The sequence below is a fragment of the Halopseudomonas bauzanensis genome, assembly GCF_900114735.1.
GTDB classification, from domain to species: domain Bacteria; phylum Pseudomonadota; class Gammaproteobacteria; order Pseudomonadales; family Pseudomonadaceae; genus Halopseudomonas; species Halopseudomonas bauzanensis.
The window spans coordinates 507935-526436 of the sequence record NZ_FOUA01000001.1; the positions used below are offsets into that span (position 1 = coordinate 507935).

General features: G+C 60.1%; 14 protein-coding genes. 5 read left to right on the plus strand and 9 right to left on the minus strand.

What is annotated here, in order from left to right; all coding sequences use genetic code 11:
• Window positions 1–125 precede the first annotated feature (125 nt).
• The 4 genes from BM267_RS02420 to mpl all read right to left on the minus strand — a co-directional run bounded on the left by BM267_RS02420 (window position 126) and on the right by mpl (window position 6732).
• Entirely contained in the window at window positions 126–2309 is a 2184-nt protein-coding gene (locus BM267_RS02420; RefSeq protein ID WP_074778066.1) for a sulfatase-like hydrolase/transferase, read from the minus strand.
• Between the two features lie 45 nt (window positions 2310–2354).
• Window positions 2355–4586 (minus strand): tetratricopeptide repeat protein, encoded by a 2232-nt coding sequence (locus tag BM267_RS02425; protein WP_083392383.1) that lies wholly within the window; start codon window positions 4584–4586, stop codon window positions 2355–2357.
• 186 nt (window positions 4587–4772) lie between these two features.
• Window positions 4773–5378 (minus strand): flavin prenyltransferase UbiX, encoded by a 606-nt coding sequence (locus tag BM267_RS02430; RefSeq protein ID WP_074778064.1) that lies wholly within the window; start codon window positions 5376–5378, stop codon window positions 4773–4775.
• Window positions 5371–6732: a UDP-N-acetylmuramate:L-alanyl-gamma-D-glutamyl-meso-diaminopimelate ligase gene (gene mpl, locus BM267_RS02435; protein WP_074778062.1), complete on the minus strand. Its 1362-nt coding sequence runs from the start codon at window positions 6730–6732 to the stop codon at window positions 5371–5373. Before mpl ends, BM267_RS02430 begins: the two co-directional genes overlap by 8 nt.
• A gap of 226 nt (window positions 6733–6958) precedes the next feature.
• On the opposite strand from mpl, the gene BM267_RS02440 reads away from it, so the two are divergent.
• From BM267_RS02440 to BM267_RS02455, 4 genes are all read left to right on the plus strand, one after another.
• Window positions 6959–8218 (plus strand): 6-phosphofructokinase, encoded by a 1260-nt coding sequence (locus BM267_RS02440; protein WP_036988750.1) that lies wholly within the window; start codon window positions 6959–6961, stop codon window positions 8216–8218.
• A gap of 179 nt (window positions 8219–8397) precedes the next feature.
• Window positions 8398–8925, plus strand: a complete 528-nt coding sequence (ppa, locus tag BM267_RS02445; protein ID WP_036988749.1) for an inorganic diphosphatase — start codon at window positions 8398–8400, stop codon at window positions 8923–8925.
• Window positions 8926–9110: 185 nt separating this feature from the next.
• Window positions 9111–10460, plus strand: a complete 1350-nt coding sequence (locus BM267_RS02450) for an MFS transporter (protein WP_036988748.1) — start codon at window positions 9111–9113, stop codon at window positions 10458–10460.
• Window positions 10461–10470: 10 nt separating this feature from the next.
• Complete coding sequence (locus BM267_RS02455; protein WP_074778060.1) at window positions 10471–11151, plus strand: spermidine synthase; 681 nt, start codon at window positions 10471–10473, stop codon at window positions 11149–11151.
• A 13-nt stretch (window positions 11152–11164) separates the two neighbouring features.
• On the opposite strand, the gene BM267_RS02460 is transcribed toward BM267_RS02455, so the two are convergent.
• Window positions 11165–11701, minus strand: a complete 537-nt coding sequence (locus BM267_RS02460) for a peroxiredoxin (protein WP_036988745.1) — start codon at window positions 11699–11701, stop codon at window positions 11165–11167.
• Between the two features lie 139 nt (window positions 11702–11840).
• Between BM267_RS02460 and BM267_RS02465 the strand changes: the two genes are divergently transcribed.
• On the plus strand, window positions 11841–12557 hold the full coding sequence (locus tag BM267_RS02465; RefSeq protein ID WP_036988744.1) for a tellurite resistance TerB family protein: 717 nt from the start codon (window positions 11841–11843) through the stop codon (window positions 12555–12557).
• 71 nt (window positions 12558–12628) lie between these two features.
• Here the strand turns inward: BM267_RS02465 and BM267_RS02470 are convergent, their stop codons facing one another.
• The 4 genes from BM267_RS02470 to BM267_RS02485 all read right to left on the minus strand — a co-directional run bounded on the left by BM267_RS02470 (window position 12629) and on the right by BM267_RS02485 (window position 18409).
• Window positions 12629–14659: a carboxylesterase/lipase family protein gene (locus BM267_RS02470; protein ID WP_074778058.1), complete on the minus strand. Its 2031-nt coding sequence runs from the start codon at window positions 14657–14659 to the stop codon at window positions 12629–12631.
• A gap of 27 nt (window positions 14660–14686) precedes the next feature.
• On the minus strand, window positions 14687–16687 hold the full coding sequence (locus BM267_RS02475) for a carboxylesterase/lipase family protein (RefSeq protein WP_083392382.1): 2001 nt from the start codon (window positions 16685–16687) through the stop codon (window positions 14687–14689).
• A 269-nt stretch (window positions 16688–16956) separates the two neighbouring features.
• A complete protein-coding gene (locus tag BM267_RS02480) occupies window positions 16957–17730 on the minus strand; it encodes an enoyl-CoA hydratase (protein WP_074778054.1) in 774 nt (257 codons plus the stop codon).
• 145 nt (window positions 17731–17875) lie between these two features.
• Window positions 17876–18409, minus strand: a complete 534-nt coding sequence (locus tag BM267_RS02485) for a gluconokinase (RefSeq protein WP_074778052.1) — start codon at window positions 18407–18409, stop codon at window positions 17876–17878.
• Window positions 18410–18502: the final 93 nt, after the last annotated feature.

Below are 18502 nucleotides of genomic sequence, written 5' to 3' on the forward strand. Positions count from 1 at the left end.
CCAAAGTAGCCAGACTGAGCATGCTGCAACAAGCAGGGCAGAGCCTTTCGCCCTGCCCTGCTTGGACAGCTTTGCCTCCCGGCCCCCGATCGAATCACACCGGGGCACCGGTTATCGCCTTGTTACTACGGGCAATCGCCCAGATTGGCCTGGATGATGGCCAGATCCTGCCCATCGGTCAGGCCGTCATGGTTGAAGTCGTACATGCTGGACTTGCCCCACTCCGCATTGAGCTGCTGATAGTTGTCGATATCAGTCTGATCGACCACACCATCACCATTGCCATCGCCCGGACAGGCTTTGTGCGAGCTCAGCAACAGATCGAGTTGGTATTCCAGCTCTTCGAAGTTTTCCCGCTCGATGGCCGTTAGCGAACCTTCCAGGAGATCTGTTCCGTCGACATCCAGAGTGGCTTGCGGCGCCGCCTGGTCGATACGGTAGAACTCCTCGGTTGCTATCCTCTTGCTACCATCCGTGAGGGGATCGTAGTCCAGCCCCAGGTTGCGCACCAGCTTGAACTCATCATTGCGCATGGCCATGTACTCGGTGGCTGCCATATCGATCTTGTTCTGCTCATAGTCGGCAGGGCTGTCTTCATGGATTGCCTGGTTGACCTGCCAGCAGTGTTCCACCTCCTTGAGAACACCATCCACTCCAACGTCAGCCTCCGCCCCCCACCAGACCCCGCCGTTGTCTCCGCAAACGGATTTGGTGGTGGGTGTGTGGGAGCAGAGCGCGCCGTTGAACACGCAGGGCCCGTTCACACCATCATTGGCCTGGATATTCAGCCCGCCATGGGCAAAGTTGAGCTCGCGCACACTGCCTTGGCTCGGGTTGCTCAGGTAGGAGAACATTTCTTCGGCATCATTGCCCTGGGGGGCTACCTCGGCTAGATCTACCCCTGCTACGTCCGCAAACAACTGGAACAGGTCAACGGCGTTAACCATGTGCTCCACGTTGCGGCTGGGTTGCTCGACCATGGGCCCGGACACCACCAGCGGCACCCACACACCGGTCTGGTACGCGGTACCCTTGGCGCGCTGCGGGTCGAAGCCTTCCTTGACTGTAAGCGGAAAGGAGCCGTTGTCGCCAACCACAACCACCATGACGTCAGTAGCTTGCGGGTCATAGTTCAGGCTGCCGTCATTGGCTCGGGTGGCGATACCGGTTTCCACCAGCAGGCGTCCCAGCTCGGTGTCCAGCGATTCAATCATCGTGTCGGTGATGTTCTTCTGATTGAGTGGTGCATCAGCCGTACAGTCGGCCCTCAGAATCTGCGTAGCACCGGAGGGCACCAGAGCGGCGGGAGCATGCTGCAGCGGAGTATGCGCCGAGCTGAAACTCACAGTGGCCATCCATGGGGTATCGTCACTGCGTGTGTTGATCCAGTCGATAGCCGAATCGACCTCGATAGTTGCACGATAGCCTCTGGAACGAGGATCAGCCAGACTAACCTCCTCCACCTCGCCATCCCAGTTGATCAGCAGCGGGGAGACATAGTGGCCGTTTTCCTGATCGAACTTCACATAGCTTGGCTGCCCATCCTGACAGGTAGCATCCGGCACCAGCACCCCGCCTTGAGTCAGGCACTGCAAACCGGCCGGCTCACCGAAGCTGTTGACACCGGCGATGTCGCTGCAGCTGGCACTGCCACCCGGATTGGGCACGAAGCAGGCTCCCCCGTAAGCACCACCCGGATCGTCTTCACCGGGTACGAAGCCGCAGGAGTAATCGCCTTCGTCACCGACACCACCGGCAGTGGTATCGATCGAACCCGGCAGTCCACCCCACCCATAGAAGTATTCCCAGCCCAGGGCGGCAGGTGCACTGTTCTCGGCCGGGTTGTTCTCCGGACCGCCCAAATGAAACTTGCCGAACATGCCACTCTCATAACCGGCGGTGGCCAGTACTTTGGCAATGGTCATGTCCCAGGGTGAGACATGGGAGTTGGATAGATCACTTGGCCCGATGGCCTGCAGCACATCGGTGCGCATCGGATAGAGGCCAGTCATGAAGGTCGACCGGCTCGGTGAGCATTCAGGCATGGCCCAGGCATTACGGAAACGTATGCCGCTGTCGGCAATGGCGTCGATGGACGGCACCGCTGGCGGCTTGTTACCGCCATAGCCGAAGGATTCCATCTGGTCGATACCGACGTCATCCATGATGACGAACAGGATATTCGGCGGCTGATCGGCTGCCGGTGGATCATTGGATGATGAAGAGCTGCTGTCACTGTCGAGCCAACAGGACGCCAGCGACATCGAAGCAACCAGCAACGCACCTTGACGTAAAAGTTTGAACTGCATGGCATATCCCTCTCTTGCTTTTTTTATCGGTCAGAGGCCCGACTGTCACAGCAGCGGGTCACCGGGGTTTTGTGCAGCCAGCTCCGTCAACAGCGAGTCTGCCTCCACTTGATTACCTGCGGAACGCAGATAACTGATCAAGGCTTGCCGGGCTCTGCGATTGGTCGGCTGCGCCTGCACCTGGCTGCGCAACAGCTCCAGCGCGGCGTCTACCTGGCCATTGCCATGCAGGGCGACGGCCAATACATAGCCGTACTCGGCCTGCTCCGGTGCCAGTTCATGGGCACGTTGCAGGGCCCGCAACGCTTGCCCATATTCGCTCTGGCGCACCAGCGCCAAACCGTAGGCATGCTGCAGAGAGGGGTCCTGGGGATACTGTTCGGTGCCTTCACGCAGCAGGCTCATCCCGGCTGCGGGGTCGCCGGCGGCTTGCTCGTGCCATTGCGCCAGCATGATCCGTGCGGGATGGAAGGTCGGATCCTGGCGCAGCGCCTGCTGCAGCGCTGGCTCAACCTCCGCCAGGCGCCCGGTCAGTTGATAGACGCCAGCCAGATTGAACTGAGATTCGGCCCGTTCGAGCATGCTGCGCTGGCTCTGCTCGTATTCGCTGATCAGTTGCCGCAACACCTGCGGTTCGACGTTGGATTCGGCAGCCAATTGCAATAACTGCCAGGCGGCCTCCAACCGGACCGCCCGCACCGGGTCATCCAGCAGGCTGGTCAACAAGCTGATCTGCTGGTTTGGCGTGACCAACGAGCCGAGCAGCCCAGCGGCGGTGTGACGTACCTGCGGGGAGGATGAACTCAACGCTTCGACTACGGCACGCTGGGCAGCGGCTGATGGATAGTTGGGCAGCTCGCTGAGCAGGGTGGCACGGCGGATATCCGCCAGATCGGTGCGCTCCAGTTGCCGCGTCAACGCCTGCGCGGCGCCCTTCCCCCCTTGCCGGACCACATGGAGGTCCCGGGCGTAACCGCCATCTCGGGGTTGGGCATCGGCGTACCACTGGCCAAAGGCTGCGACGATCTGATCTTCGGCTTGCTGATGGCAGCCGAGGCAGGCGTCGGAATGTTCCAACTGGCGCGCCTGTTGCGGATTTGGCGAGGTGAAGCTGTGGTCATGGCGCAGGTCATTGGTCATGTACAGCTTGCCGGGCATATGACAACTGACGCACTGGCTACCCTGCGACCCGACAGCGTGGTGGTGATGGGAAGGATGATCATAGTTCTTTGCCTGCAATCCGCTGGCGTCGATTCCGGCCCTCGTTGCCTTGCCGGTCGGGTTATGGCACTGGGTGCAGACGGCATTGGCCGGCGCCCGCAACTCGGCGCTATGGGGGTTGTGGCAATCCGAGCAGACTACCCCAGCAGCGTGCATACGGCTTTGCTGAAAGGAGCCGTACTCGAACACTTCATCCCGGATCTTGCCGTCAACCTCATAGAGGTCGGCGCTGAGGATCACCGGCAGGTAATCATCCAGCAGTTGGTTGCCATGGCTGTAGCCATTATCCAGCGGCATGCGGCGACTATGGCAGCGGGCGCAGGTTTCAGGCTCGCTGACGGTGCCCATCAAGTTCGCCTCGAAGCCCTTCCCAGTCGCAGCTTTATTTTCACTTTCCGCCCATTGCAGGTGGCCCGAAGCCGGACCATGGCAACTCTGGCACCCCACGCCCAACGCCTGCCACTGGCTGGAATAGGTATTGGCTACCGGGTCGTAATCGCGCTGAAAACCGGTGGTGTGGCATTCCACACACATGAAGTCGGCGTTCTGCTGCGCCCCACTCCAGTGCAACCGGTGCTGATGATCCACGGCCTCGCCGTCGTACAGATGAAACCAACTCTGCTCTGGCACATCCCAGGCAGCGCCATGGGACTGCAGGCTGCCGTCGGTCAGTTGCAGGAGATACTGCTGTAACGGCTCCAAGCCAAAGGTATAGGCCACCTGATAGTCAGCTGGTTTGCCATCAGCACCTGGGGTATTTATCCAGAAACCACCGTCACGGCGGAAAAAGCGGCTGGTTTCAACATCGCTGGTCAAGGATTGCTGGTCGAAGTTGCCCAGCACGGTGTCTTCAGTGGCCGGTTGCATGGCCAATTGATGATGAGAATTCAGCCAGTCGGTAGTCTCCTCGGCATGGCAACTCTGGCAACTGGCTTCATCCACCCATTCCTGAGTTGCTGGCAAGGCGGCAGACGGTACCCCATCGAGAGCCGGGGCTAACTCCGCAGGACCAAATAGAATAAAAGGTGCCAGCAGCCACAGACGTCTTCTGATCATGGCTCATCAAGACTCTTGTTATTATTTCGGCATCGTGACCAATGCAGGGGAGGCTCTGAAAAGGACCGCAATGCAAGCAGTCCCGCCTCGTCTTGGGAAGGAGTCTAGCCCATAACTTCCCTGCCACCAAGCAGAATTAGAGTTTTTACTCCACGAGAAGAATAACGTCTGATTTTCTTTCCCGCGCTACTCTCCCCAACGCTTGAGCAATGTCTGCTCGATACCCAGCTGGCTGAGTATCCGCGCCACCACAAAATCGACCAGATCATCGATGGACTGTGGCTGGTGGTAGAAGCCAGGGCTGGCTGGAAGGATCACCGCACCCATGCGGCTCAGCGTGAGCATGTTTTCCAGGTGGATGGTCGAATATGGACTTTCGCGGGGGACCAGAATCAGCTGCCGGCGCTCCTTGAGGGCAACGTCAGCGGCACGTTCGATCAGGTTGTTGCTGGCGCCGGTCGCGATCGCCGACAGGGTGCCGGTGCTGCACGGACAGACGACCATGGCCGAGGGGGCGCCGGAGCCGGAGGCGACAGGCGACATCCAATCCTGCTTGCCGTAAACGCGGATCTGCCCCGGCTTGGCCTGATAACGCTCGGTAAGAAACTGCTCCAACGCCTGGGGCTTGGGCGGCAGTTGCAGCTCGGTCTCGGTGACGACCACCAGTTGCGCGGCCTGGGAGATCAGGAACAACACCTGCACCTCGGCCTGCACCAGGCATTCCAATAACCGCAGGGCATATTGCGCGCCGGACGCGCCGGTCACCGCCAGGGTAACGCGCCGCTCAGCCATGTCTGATCTCCAGTGCGCGCTTCATCTTCTGGTGGATACCACCGAAGCCGCCATTGCTCATGATGACAATACGAGTGCCCGGCGCAGCCCTGGTTACCACCTGATCGATAATGGCATCAATATCCGTTGCCACCTGGGCCGGTACCGGGCTTTGCTCGACGACCGAATCCAGCGACCAGTCCAGCCCAGCCGGCTGATACCAGATCACTTCGCTGGCGCCCCGCACACTGGCCGGCAAGGCAGCCATGTGACTGCCCAGACGCATGGTGTTGGAGCGTGGCTCGATTACCGCGATAAGTTGCTGCTCACCGATCTGCGCACGCAGCCCAGCCAGGGTCGTGGCAATCGCAGTGGGATGATGGGCAAAATCGTCGTACAGGATGATATCGTTGATTTCGATGAGTTTTTCCATCCGCCGCTTGGGGCTGGCGAAGCCGGCCAGTGCGGCGATGCCCTGCTGCGGCGTGACGCCGACATGCCGCGCTGCGGCCAAGGCGGTCAGCGCGTTGGCGACGCTATGCGCGCCAGTCTGGCTCCACTCGGCCACGCCCTGCAGCTCACCGTCCAGCCAGACTTCAAAACGCGAACCATCCTCGGCCAGCAGGCGCGCCTGCCAGTTACCGCCCTCCCCGGTGGTCTGACATGGCGTCCAGCAACCCATGTCGATAACCCGCTGCAGAGCAGGTTCCTGTTGCGGATAGATGATCAGGCCGCTGGCGGGTACGGTGCGGATCAGGTGGTGGAACTGGCGTTCGATAGCCGCCAGGTCCGGGAAAATGTCGGCGTGATCGAATTCGAGGTTGTTGAGAATAGCGGTGCGCGGGCGGTAGTGGACGAACTTGGAGCGCTTGTCGAAAAAGGCACTGTCGTATTCATCGGCCTCGACCACGAAGAACGGCGTGTCGCCCAGCCGCGCAGAGATGCCAAAGTTCTGCGGCACGCCGCCAATCAGGAAGCCCGGCGCCATGCCGGCGTCTTCCAGGAGCCAGGCCAGCAGGCTGGAGGTGGTGGTCTTGCCATGGGTGCCAGCCACGGCCAGTACCCAACGATCCTGAAGCACGTGCCGCGCCAGCCATTCGGGCCCGGAGACGTAGGGTATGCCCTTATCCAGTACATGCTCCACCGCGGGGTTACCGCGGGACAGGGCGTTACCGATGATCACCAGGTCCGGAGCGGGGTCCAGATGTTCCGGCGAATAGCCTTCCATCAACTGAATGCCCTGGGCTTCAAGCTGGGTACTCATTGGCGGATAGACGTTGGCATCGGAACCACTGACCTGGTGCCCCAGGTCCCGCGCCAGCAGCGCCAGCGAACCCATGAAGGTACCGCAGATACCAAGAATGTGCAGATGCATCAGCCAACCCTGTAATCAATCCGTCAAGGGGCCGATACTACCATGCAGCTGGGTAGGTCCCAACGGCTTCCCCCTTTCGTCTTCCGGACAGCCAACCATGCAAAGCATCGCTCATTCAGCTATTATGCGCGCCATTCTTCACCCGACTATTGTTCTGCCGTCAGTGCAACCGTTCCGCTGGTCCGGTTGTCGTATCTGACATCAGCCCACACATCATGGAGTCAGCATGACCGTCAAGAATGCCTTTTATGCTCAATCAGGCGGTGTCACCGCAGTCATCAACGCCTCGGCCGCCGGGGTGATTGAAACTGCGCGTCAGCACCCGGACCGTATCGGCAAAGTCTATGCGGGTCGCAATGGCATTATTGGCGCTCTCACCGAGGACCTGATCGACACCAGCCTCGAATCTGCCGAGAACATTGCTGCGCTGCGCCATACCCCTTCCGGTGCCTTCGGCTCCTGCCGCTACAAGCTCAAGAGCCTCGAAGCCAACCGCGCCGAATACGAGCGCCTGATCGAAGTGTTCAAGGCCCACGATATCGGTTACTTCTTCTATAACGGTGGTGGTGATTCCGCCGATACCTGCCTGAAGGTATCGCAGCTGGCCGAAACCATGGGTTATCCGATCCAGGCCATTCATGTGCCGAAGACCGTGGACAACGACCTGCCGATCACCGATTGCTGCCCCGGCTTTGGCTCGGTCGCCAAGTACGTCGCCACATCCATCCGCGAAGCCGGCTACGATGTCGCCTCCATGTCCGCCACCTCCACCAAGGTCTTCATTCTTGAAGTCATGGGCCGCCATGCGGGCTGGATCACCGCCGCCTGCGGTCTGGCCAGCGAAGCCGAAGGCGAGGCGCCGCACATCCTGCTGTTCCCCGAGATCGAGTTCGATGAGGCGGCCTTCCTGGCCCGCGTCGATGAGTGCGTGAAGACCCACGGCTATTGCGTGATCGGTGTTTCCGAAGGCATCAAGAACAAAGCCGGCAAGTTCCTCTCCGAGTCCGGCCTGACCGACGCCTTCGGTCACGCCCAATTGGGCGGCGTAGCGCCGACCATCGCCAACCTGGTACGCGACAAGCTTGGCTACAAGTACCACTGGGCCGTGGCTGACTACCTGCAGCGCGCCGCGCGCCACATCGCCTCCAAGGTCGATGTGGACCAGGCCTACGCCCTCGGTCAGGCTGCGGTACGCGTCGCCCTGGAAGGCAAGAACGCCATCATGCCGGCGATCCGTCGCCTGGAAGACGCACCGTACAGCTGGGACATCATCGAAGCGCCGCTCAAGGATGTGGCCAACGTCGAGAAGTTCATGCCGCGCGATTTCATTACCGATGACGGCTTCCACATCACTGATGCCTGCCGTCAGTATCTGTCGCCGCTGATCCAGGGCGAGGATATCCCGCCGTTCAAGAACGGCCTGCCTGACTATGTACGGCTGCAGAACCTGCCGGTCGAACGCAAGCTGGCACCGTTCAAAGTCTGAACCGGCTCAGCCCCGCCGCGCTTTTCAGCGCGTCGGGGCGAACCCGACTCAGCGTGCGCCATAGGTTTCACTTGGTAAAGATGACGCGAACGCCTATAATCTCCGCCCATATTTTTCCTGGTGTCGCCGGCAATGGCGGACACCGTTCCCATTTCAACATGCCCCGCATCAGGTAACCCATGAGCTACGACCAGATCCCAGCCGGCAAAGACATCCCCAACGATATCTACGTCGCCATCGAAATTCCGGCCAACCATGCGCCCATCAAGTACGAGATCGACAAGGACAGCAACGCCCTGTTCGTCGACCGTTTCATGGCGACCCCGATGTTCTACCCGGCCAACTACGGTTTCATTCCGAACACCCTGGCTGACGACGGCGACCCGCTGGACGTGCTGGTAGTCACCCCACACCCGGTTGCTCCAGGCTCGGTCATCCGCTGCCGCCCGGTGGGCGTACTGCACATGACTGACGATGGCGGCGGCGATGCCAAGCTGGTTGCCGTACCCCATGACAAGCTGAGCGTTCTGTACAAGGACGTGAAGGAATACACCGACCTGCCCGAACTGCTGATCCAGCAGATCCAGCATTTCTTCGAGAACTACAAAGATCTGGAAGCCGGCAAGTGGGTCAAGATCGACCGCTGGGGCAACGCTGACGAAGCCCGTGCGGAAATTGTAAAGGCAGTAGACGCTTACCAAAAATAAGCGTTTTGCCGAATAGGAGCCCGGCCACAAGCCGGGCTTTTTTATGTATGCAATTCAAGACTAAAGAATGAGCCCCTGTCGCGGTCAACGCTACCGCAGACGCCGCGGATAGGCGAAGATAGCTTCCCTGTTTTTTGTCCGTACCGCACAGGTAGCGGTTTATCTCCCACAAGAATCAATTGCCCATGTCCAATACCAGCGCCACCCAGACACCCGCCAACTCCCGCTCCCGCGTCATGCTCGCCAGCCTGGTCGGCACCACCATCGAGTTCTACGATTTCTACGTCTATGCCACGGCAGCGGTGCTGGTGTTCCCGCACCTGTTTTTCCCGCCGGGAAACGAGACTACCGCGCTGCTGGCCTCCTTTGCCATCTTCGGCGCAGCCATGATCGCCCGCCCGCTGGGCGCCGTGTTCTTCGGTCATCTGGGCGACAAGGTCGGGCGCAAGACGACGCTGATCTATGCCTTGCTGACCATGGGTATTGCCACCTTCCTGATTGGCCTGCTGCCCACCTACCATGCCATCGGCTGGTTCGCACCGCTGATGCTGGTTATCCTCCGGCTGGCGCAGGGGTTTGCCATTGGCGGTGAGTGGTCAGGCGCTGCCTTGGTGGCCACCGAAAATGCACCGGCTGGCAAGCGCGCCCTGTTCGGCACCTTCCCGCAGCTGGGTGCGCCGTTGGGTTTCATCATCGCCAATGGTTTGTTCCTGATCGTTGCAGCCGCCCTGCCCTCGGATAACCCGTCGCGGCCCTCCGAGGCCTTTCTGGACTGGGGCTGGCGCATTCCCTTCCTGTTTTCCGCGGTGATGGTCATCATCGGCCTGTGGATCCGGTTGAACCTGGTGGAAAGCACCACTTTCTCCAAGGCCGTTTCCGCCGGCAAGGTGGTCAAGCTGCCGCTGGGCGAGGTAGTGCGCAAGAACTGGCGCGAGCTGATCCTTGGCACTTTCTACATGCTCGCCACCTATGTGCTCTTCTATTTGATGACCACCTTCTCGCTGAGCTACGGTCGCGCGCCGATCGAACCTGGCCCAGGTCAGTTGTCGGGGCTGGGGTACAGCTATAACAATTTCGTGTTGATGTTGATCATCGGCGTGGTGTTCTTTGGCATATTCACGCTGTTGTCTGGCCCCTGGGCGGACAAGCTGGGCCGGCGCAAGACGCTGATCCTGGTCACGCTGGGCATCATCATCTTCAGCCTGCTGTGGGTGCCGCTGCTCAATATGGGCTTTGTCGGAGTGATGGCCTGGCTGATCCTCGGCTTCAGTCTCATGGGCATGACCTTTGGCCCCATGGGCGCCCTGCTGCCGGAGTTGTTCCCGACCAACGTGCGCTATACCGGCTCGGGGATTTCCTACAACGTCTCGTCCATCCTCGGCGCCGCTGTCGCCCCGTTCATTGCCGTCTGGCTGTGGGGAATGGGTGATGGCAGCCCCTTCCTGGTGGGAATCTATCTGGCTTCCATGGCGGTCATTACGCTGCTGGCATTGATTGTCGGCAAGGAAACCAAGAACATCGATATCGACCGCTAGAGAGCCGACCATGAAACGCTTCGTCCTGCTGGATACTGCCCCCATCCCCAATAACGGTGGCGCCCTGTGCTTGTTTGAATACGGCGAGGATTTCGTTATCAAGCTGGAAGGCGGCAAGGGCGGACAGTTGATGAATACCCGCATGCACGGTTCGGAAGATGCGCTGGCCGCGATTCCCTGCAAGAGGATCGCGGCGCGGGCAGGCGCCCGAGTACTGATTGGGGGTTTGGGCATGGGCTTTACCCTGGCCTCGGCACTGCAGCACCTCGGGGCAGATGCTGAAGTTCAGGTAGCGGAGCTGGTTCCCGGCGTGATTGAGTGGAACCGGGGACCGCTCGGCGCCAAGGCCGGAAATCCCTTGCAGGACCCGCGCGCCCGGGTTCTCAATGAAGACGTGGCGAAAATTCTCCAGGCCGAACCCAGGAGTTTTGATGCCATCATGCTGGATGTGGACAACGGCCCGGAGGGCCTGACCCACAGCACCAATAACTGGCTGTATTCCCTCGACGGCCTGAGCGCCTGCGCTCGCGCTTTACGACCGCGCGGCATGCTGACGGTTTGGTCCGCCAGTGCCGATCGCCAGTTCTCCAACCGCCTCGCAAAAGCGGGTTTCAAGGCCGAGGAAGTACAGGTATTCGCCCATGGCAACCGCGGCGCACGCCATACCATCTGGGTCTGCGAGCTGAAATAAGACTCAGCCCGCGTTATTGCTCGGACCGGCTCGGTTCAACCCCTAGTTCACCCAAGGTCGCAGCCATATCTTCAGCGGAGGTGGCCGGCTCCACATCGGTATCGATCTTCAGCACCTGGCCGTCCTTGCCGATGTAGACGGTATGACGCCTGGCGAACCCCAGCGGGTGCAGCACGCCATAGGCCTTTGCCACCGACTTGTCCTCGTCACTGAGCAGCGGAAAATCCGCACCCGTTTCGGCGGCAAAGCCCTTATTCTTGCTCAGAGGATCGACGCTGGCCATGAAATAGGCAACGTTGTATTCGCGGATCAGGTGGCCATTCTCCGCCAGAGATTTACACTCGATGGTGCAGCCGGAGGTATAGGCTCGGGGGAACCAGGCCAGCACCACCGCCTGCTTGCCGCGGTAATCCGCCAATCGATGCGTCTCGCCATCCGAGCCGGGCAATTCGAAGTCCGGCGCCGGATCACCCACTTCCAATGCCTGGGCCGATGCGGCCAATAAGGCCAACCCCACCCCCGGCAACCACCGTTTGAAATAATTGAACATGGATTCTTTGCTCCTGATCGATTCTGAAGAGGTATAGGCTTGGGGAACCGTGGCGCACCAGCGTGTACCAACATTAGCTGCAGAATAATGGAAACACCACAACGAGCCACCCCTTGCTCAAGTCACCACAGAGGTCATCATGAACACACGCAGTCTGCTTGATCAATTGCTCAACGCCGGAAAGGACCTGCTGCAGAACCAGAATGGCGGTCAGTCCAGCCAACCCAGCCAGCCCGCTGCGGCCGGCAATAATTCACCGCTGGGCGGCTTGCTCGGCAGCATCGGCGGTGGCGCGCTGGGTGGCGGCGCGGTCAGCCTGCTATTGGGCAGCAAGAAGGCGCGCAAGATGAGTGGCAAGGTGATCACCTACGGCGGTCTGGCAGCGTTGGGCGTGGTGGCCTACAAGGCCTATAGCAATTGGCAGACGAAGCAGAACCAGCCAGGCGCTCCCGTGCTCGAAACGCCACCGCGCACCGTGGATCGTGTGCCTCCCCTGGAGGTGGAACAACACAGCCAGGCTATCCTGCGCGCCGTCATCGGCGCCGCCAAGGCCGATGGCCATATCGATGATCGCGAGCGGGAACTGATCGACGGTGAAGTAGCCAAGCTCACCAACGATCCGCAGCTCAAGCAATGGTTCGATCAGGAACTGCGCAAGCCATTGGACCCGTCCGATATTGCGCAGTCGGCGCGCACCCCGGAAATTGCAGCCGAGATGTACCTGGCCAGCATCATCATGGTGGATGAGGAAAGCTATATGGAACGCGCCTACCTGGATGAGCTGGCCCGCCAGCTGAAACTGGAGCCCGGCTTGAAAAGCGAGCTGGAAACCCAGGCATTGGCCGCACTGCGCTGAGATCGGCGCAGGATTAGCACAAAGGGCAGCCGAAGCTGCCCTTTGTCTATCACCTAACGATCACCTCAGACTCAATCAACCGACTCGGCCAGGCCAGTTTCCACTGTCGCCTCGGTGCCAGGTCCGATTTCAACGAAGGTGTCGGCGGACTCCGTATACACCGGCCAGTCCAGACTTTCAGTACTGGGATTGCCGGTCTTGGCGAAGTTGGTCCACATGGTCATCATCAGCTCCTCGATGGTCACATCGTCGGCGCCGTACTCCATCGATGCGTATACGTCCTCCGCGTCGCCCTGGCTGCCGGTGACACCATTGCCATTCAGATCACCGATTGTCGGCCGCGTCCCTTCCGCCGTCGTTACCAGCCCGAGCTGAAAGTTCTGCACCATCCCCGCCGGGTGACTGAACAGGTAGGGCAGCTCACAGCCGTGGCAGCTTCTGAGGCCCATATCCCGCCAGCCATCCGGAACGCGGCTGAACTTGTACACATACTGGTCCGACTCGTACTCTGCCGAACGCTGCGACAGCCAGACCGGCAGCGCAGCACGCAGGTCAGGGTAATCGCCGTTGGTCACGCCGGCCATCAGCGGAACATCACTTGGCATGCCCTCCAGCACGTTCTCGTAGTAGGTCTTGGTTTGATAATAGAAATCCGCATTGGGCCGATAGGTCTGACGCGGGATGCCGTTTTCCTTATCCGCCTGGGCAAAAGCCGTCCAGGGTAATGCACGCGCTTCTTCCAACGTGCTCACCCCGGTCCGGGCAAATAACGCCGCACCAATGGCCTCGGACTCAGCAAGCGAGTGCTCCGGCCCGTTTACCGTGTCCAGCGGCGAGGCGCCACTCTGGACGATAGCCTTGTGAAACAGGCCGGTAGCCAGCGGTGAGTTCATCAGCGAATAGGTCTTCCCGCCCCCACCCGACTGGCCAAAGAGAGTGACATTGCCCGGATCACCACCGAAGGCGGCGATATTATCCTTCACCCACTGCAGCGCCATCACCAGATCCATCTGGCCATAGTTGCCCGAGCCACCGTACTCGCTTTCGGCAGTCAGCAGCGGATGAGCGATATAACCGAACGGGCCCAGACGGTGGTTGACCGTCACCAGCACCACACCCTTGTTGGTGAGACCATCCGGGTTGTTGTACTGGCTGGAGTTCGCCGACAGGATGGCAAAGGAGCCACCATGGAACCAAACCATCACCGGCAGATCAGCAGCATCCTTGGGCGCGGTGATGTTGAGGTACAGCGAATCTTCGCTCATGCCGCCCTTGTTGATCGATTCCAGCGCCATATCCTGAGCCGACTGGTCAGCCCAGGACACCGCTTCCCGTACCCCGGTCCAGGGTTCGGCAGCAACCGGTGGTCGCCAGCGCAGCTCACCCAGCGGCGGCTTGGCGTAGGGAATACCGAGGAACTGCCAGGTGTCCTCGTTGGCGGCGAAGCCGCGTAGCTCGCCGCCGGTGGTGGTCACCACTATCCGTTCGCCGGTTGCCCGGTTGAAATGCTCCAGCGCATCGGTGGCCGTCACTACGGACCGCGCGCGCGGGTCAGTGTCAGAGAAGGCACCCGCCTCCTCCAGGGTCTCCAGCAACAGCGCCAGACTCGCCCGAAAATCAGCGGTGGTCTGGTCAAATTCCAGGACGCCGGCGTTCAGCGATATCTCCTCGCGAATGCTATCGGTAATCTGGATACCATTGTTGAGATCGCCGTCGGCATCGATGCTCTGTAACAGAATCAACTTGTTGAGCACCCGTTGATCGTCGGCGGAGGTGGCGCCAGCCGTGATGCTCAGAGGTGTAAGGGTCTCTGCGCCCACCGCAGAGCCCAGCGCCAGATCGCCAATGGCGAAACTGATGGTTTCATTGAGCCGATAGTTGAACTGTCCATCATCATCGGTCCGGTTGGCGGGCGTGGTGTTGCCTCCGTAGTCCAGCCCGGCGACGGCGCTGTCGATAAAGATACCTGTCCTGACTACGGGCTTGTCATCGGAACTGGAGGAATCATCGAAGCAGCCTGCCAAGGGAAGCAATAGGCAGGCGAGTGATACCGAAGTGGCGAGCCGCTGCCCGCCCCTTCGATTGCTCTTGCGCTGAATCATAATCAAACCTCTTGTTATTGTTGTGGTTTATTCGGCAAATACGTCTGCAATCCTCAGCTTCACTTCGGCCTGATCGCTCAGTTCGACATAGCGCTGCGTCTGCCCGTCATACAGCGGGTAATCAAGCTCACCCGGAATGCTCGGGTCACCGGTCTTGGCGAAGTTGGTCCAGATGGTGAGCATGCGTTCGATGACTTCATCATCGGTTGCATCGAAGCCTGCGGAGGCGTAGATATCCGCCGCGTCGCCCTGCGAGCCGGTGACGCCGTTGCCGTTAAGATCACCGATCACCAACGATTCGCCGGTTGCCGGGTCGATAACCAGGCCAAGCTGGTAGTGGGTGATCACGCTTCCCCGCATGTTGAACATGTAGGCCAGTTCGGCGCCGTGGTAAGCCTCGACGCCCTGCTCCCGCCAGCCCCGGGGCTGATGGCTGAACAGCGTGGCAAACACCGGCGAAGTGTTGAGCGGCGCCATCCAGGGAAACACATCGATCACGGTATTGATCGGGTCGATGGTGTCGTTGGTGTTGATGACGAACATGAACGGCACATCGTTCTGCACACCGCTTTCAAAGCTGACTCGTTCGGTATGGGGCAGATAGTGGTTGTCCACGTTGGTATAGGGCACCAGCGTAGCTGCCGCGGAGACGACCTCCAGCCAGCTCTTGCTGCGCATTTCCTCCAACGAGGCAGCACCCAGCCGGGTCTGCAACTCGCTACCAATGGCTTCTGCCGCCGCCAAGCTACGGGTATCGGGGTACAGGGTGCCGCTCTGGCTGATCGCCCGGTGGAACAACCCTGCCGCCTCGGGCGAGGCCATCAGGGACAACACCTTACGGCCACCGCCGGACTCGCCGAAGATGGTGACGTTGTTCGGATCGCCGCCGAACGCCTCGATGTTATCCTGCACCCATTCCAGCGCAGCAATCAGATCCATCTGCCCATAGTTGCCCGATCCGTTGTAGCCGCTTTCCGCACTCAACTGCGGGTGGGCGATATAACCGAAGGGCCCCAGCCGCTGGTTCACCGCTACCTGCACCACGCCCTTGCTGGCTACCGCCTCGGGGTTATTGAACGGTTTGGTATTGCCGGTCAAAGAGGTGAACCCGCCGCCATGGAACCAGACCATGACCGGCAATTCGCTGGCATCCTTGGGCGCGGTGACATTGAGGTAAAGGGAGTCTTCGCTCATGCCGCCTTCCCCGAACCGCTCCAGCCCTGGGTTCTGCGCGGCCTGATCCGACCAGGCGACAGCCTCACGAATGCCCTCCCAGGATTCAACCGGCTGCGGCGCGCGCCACCGCAAGTCGCCCAGCGGCGGCTTGGCATAGGGAATACCGAGAAACTGCCAGGTATTGGCATCCGCTTCGAAGCCGCGCAGCTGGCCGCTGGTGGTGTCGACCACATGACGCTCGGCGGTCGAACGAGCGAAGTGCTCCAGCGCCTCATCGACCGCAACCACAGTGCGCGGCCGCGGGTCCGTGTCGGAAAACGCCCCGGCCTCCTCCAGCCGTGCCAGCAAAGGCTCGAGGCTGGTTCGGAAGTCACTGGCCGGCTGGTCAAACTCGATGGTGGCAGCCTCCAGTGATACTTCCCCACGGATCGCATCGCTGATCTGGATGCCATTGTTGAGGTTGCCATCGGCGTCAAGCGTCTGCAGCAGTATCAGCTTGTTCACCACACTCTGATCTGTCGGTGCGCTCGCCCCTTCGGTGATGCTCAGCGGTGTCAGCATCTCTGCCCCGACCGCTGAACCCAGCGCCAGGTCACCGATGGCGAAACTGATGGTCTCGCCCTGGAGGTAAGTGAATTGCCCTTGGGCGTCGGTGATGCTGGCGGCGGTGCGCTCGCCATGGTAATCCAACCCTGCGACGGCGCTGTCAACAAAGACACCAGTCAGGGATCTGGGCTCGTCGTCAGAGCCAGATGAGCCATTGAAACAGCCGCTGAGCGGCAGCAATAGCGCAGTGAAAGAAACAGTAAGGAATACAGAACGAGGGCGAACGCCCCGGTTATTGAGGTACATCAGCAGATCTCCGCTTTATTTTTGTAATTGAGTCCCTTTTTGCGATGTTGTCGGACCGGCGTGGGGCAGGCCCGAAATATGCCTCCCCACATCCGTATGCTGTCGAGGCGCATCTCAGCAAGACACCGATCAAACCAGTGAAGTGTCTCTGAATGCACAAACGACTATAGTGAACGGATTATGAAACGCTAATCCTAAATGGACTATTCACCAAGCAAATCCATATATAAAACCAGTCATGATAACGAGGGGATAATTTCTCCCTCGCCTCAGTTATTGCCGACGCTGGTGAAATCCGGCTTGCGCTTCTCGGCGAAAGCCCGGAATGCTTCCTTGGCTTCCGCACTGCGCAACTGGGCAGAAAATATGCCGCTCTCTTGTTCCATTTGCGCCAATACGGCTTCCGTGTTGCGCATCAGTCCCTTGGCCAAGGCCACCGCGCCGGCGGGCTTTTCGGCGATGAGGGTGGCGATGCGCTGAACTTCCATGCGCAATGTATCGCGGCTGACAACTTTGTTGGCGATGCCCCAGGCATGAGCGTCCTGAGCCGACACCGGCTCGCCGAGCGCGAACATTTCAAATGCACGGACGTGACCGATGCGCAGCGGCATCAGCAGGCTCGAACCAGCCTCGGGAACCAGCGCCAGATTGATGAAAGGTGCGATTAACTGAGCATCCTCGGCCAGCAATACGTAATCACAGTGCAACAGCATGGTGGTGCCAACCCCGACCGCCTTGCCCTGTACTGCCGCCATCACCGGTTTGCCGGCCTTGACCAGGTTATTCAGGAAACGCTCGACGTGACGCACCGCTGGGCCATCACCCGTCGATTGCTTGGTGAAGTCGCCCAGATCATTGCCGGCAGAGAATATCTCGCCATCGGCCTGGAAAACGACCACGCGGATGCCCGCCTCGGCTTCGGCCCGCTCCAGCGCATCAGCCAACGCCCCGTACATGGCGTTGGTCAAGGCGTTCTTCTTGTCCGGACGCGAGATGGTGATGGTGAGTATGCCGCCACTCAGTTCGGTGGTTACTTCGCTCATCGGTTGCTCCTGATAGGCATGTTGCATTTTTATCGAGAGCCCGAGAGTAGCCGCGCCGCGTTGGCAAGGCCATATAAAGGCAGACGAATCAACAGCCTTGTGTGGGCAGCATCGGTTTGGTGAATGAACAGTGTCAACCGGCGCATTATCTATTTGCGTCCCACCAAGCCACTGCCTGGCAACTGATCTCGGCGACCGGCAAGGTGGCATCCACGGTCAATACGCCTGGCTCGCCAGTTGGGCTTTGCAGGGTATCGAACTGACTATCAACCAGATCCCTGGACATGAAGTGGCCCTGGCGCCGGGCTACCCGGCGCTCCACCTCTTCCCGGTCGATATCCAGGAACACAAAGCCCAGCCCGGGTACGGCTGCTCGCAACTGCTCACGATAAGACCGCTTCAAGGCAGAGCAACTGAGCACCGGCCGCTGCCCCGCCGCCACCGCTTCGGCTAGCAACTCGCCGAGCTCAATGAGCCAAGCTTCCCGATCGGCGTCATCCAGCGCAATACCCGCGCGCATCTTGGCAATGCTGGCGGCGCTGTGGAACTGGTCGCCTTCGATGTGTACCCCATCAGCATGCTGAGCGATCGCCTCGGCGATGGTGCTTTTACCGCAGGCGGTCACGCCCATGACGACAATGGCGCTGATAATACTCTGCTGTTCACTCAGCCGATTCATGGGCAATCTCCCGTGAAAAGTTGAGGTCTGGCTCAATATACGGCCAAAAAACATCAAGCTGATTGATATCGATCATGAGCTGACCTCAGCAAA

Excerpts from the sequence above, each read along its gene's own strand:
- BM267_RS02440 (WP_036988750.1), top strand. The coding sequence starts at position 6,959 with ATGACCGTCAAGAATGCCTTTTATGCTCAATCAGGCGGTGTCACCGCA.
- BM267_RS02430 (WP_074778064.1), bottom strand. The coding sequence starts at position 5,378 with ATGGCTGAGCGGCGCGTTACCCTGGCGGTGACCGGCGCGTCCGGCGCG.
- BM267_RS02485 (WP_074778052.1), bottom strand. The coding sequence starts at position 18,409 with ATGAATCGGCTGAGTGAACAGCAGAGTATTATCAGCGCCATTGTCGTC.
- mpl (WP_074778062.1), bottom strand. The coding sequence starts at position 6,732 with ATGCATCTGCACATTCTTGGTATCTGCGGTACCTTCATGGGTTCGCTG.
- BM267_RS02480 (WP_074778054.1), bottom strand. The coding sequence starts at position 17,730 with ATGAGCGAAGTAACCACCGAACTGAGTGGCGGCATACTCACCATCACC.
- BM267_RS02460 (WP_036988745.1), bottom strand. The coding sequence starts at position 11,701 with ATGTTCAATTATTTCAAACGGTGGTTGCCGGGGGTGGGGTTGGCCTTA.
- BM267_RS02450 (WP_036988748.1), top strand. The coding sequence starts at position 9,111 with ATGTCCAATACCAGCGCCACCCAGACACCCGCCAACTCCCGCTCCCGC.
- BM267_RS02470 (WP_074778058.1), bottom strand. The coding sequence starts at position 14,659 with ATGATTCAGCGCAAGAGCAATCGAAGGGGCGGGCAGCGGCTCGCCACT.
- BM267_RS02475 (WP_083392382.1), bottom strand. The coding sequence starts at position 16,687 with ATGTACCTCAATAACCGGGGCGTTCGCCCTCGTTCTGTATTCCTTACT.
- BM267_RS02465 (WP_036988744.1), top strand. The coding sequence starts at position 11,841 with ATGAACACACGCAGTCTGCTTGATCAATTGCTCAACGCCGGAAAGGAC.
- BM267_RS02420 (WP_074778066.1), bottom strand. The coding sequence starts at position 2,309 with ATGCAGTTCAAACTTTTACGTCAAGGTGCGTTGCTGGTTGCTTCGATG.
- ppa (WP_036988749.1), top strand. The coding sequence starts at position 8,398 with ATGAGCTACGACCAGATCCCAGCCGGCAAAGACATCCCCAACGATATC.
- BM267_RS02425 (WP_083392383.1), bottom strand. The coding sequence starts at position 4,586 with ATGATCAGAAGACGTCTGTGGCTGCTGGCACCTTTTATTCTATTTGGT.
- BM267_RS02455 (WP_074778060.1), top strand. The coding sequence starts at position 10,471 with ATGAAACGCTTCGTCCTGCTGGATACTGCCCCCATCCCCAATAACGGT.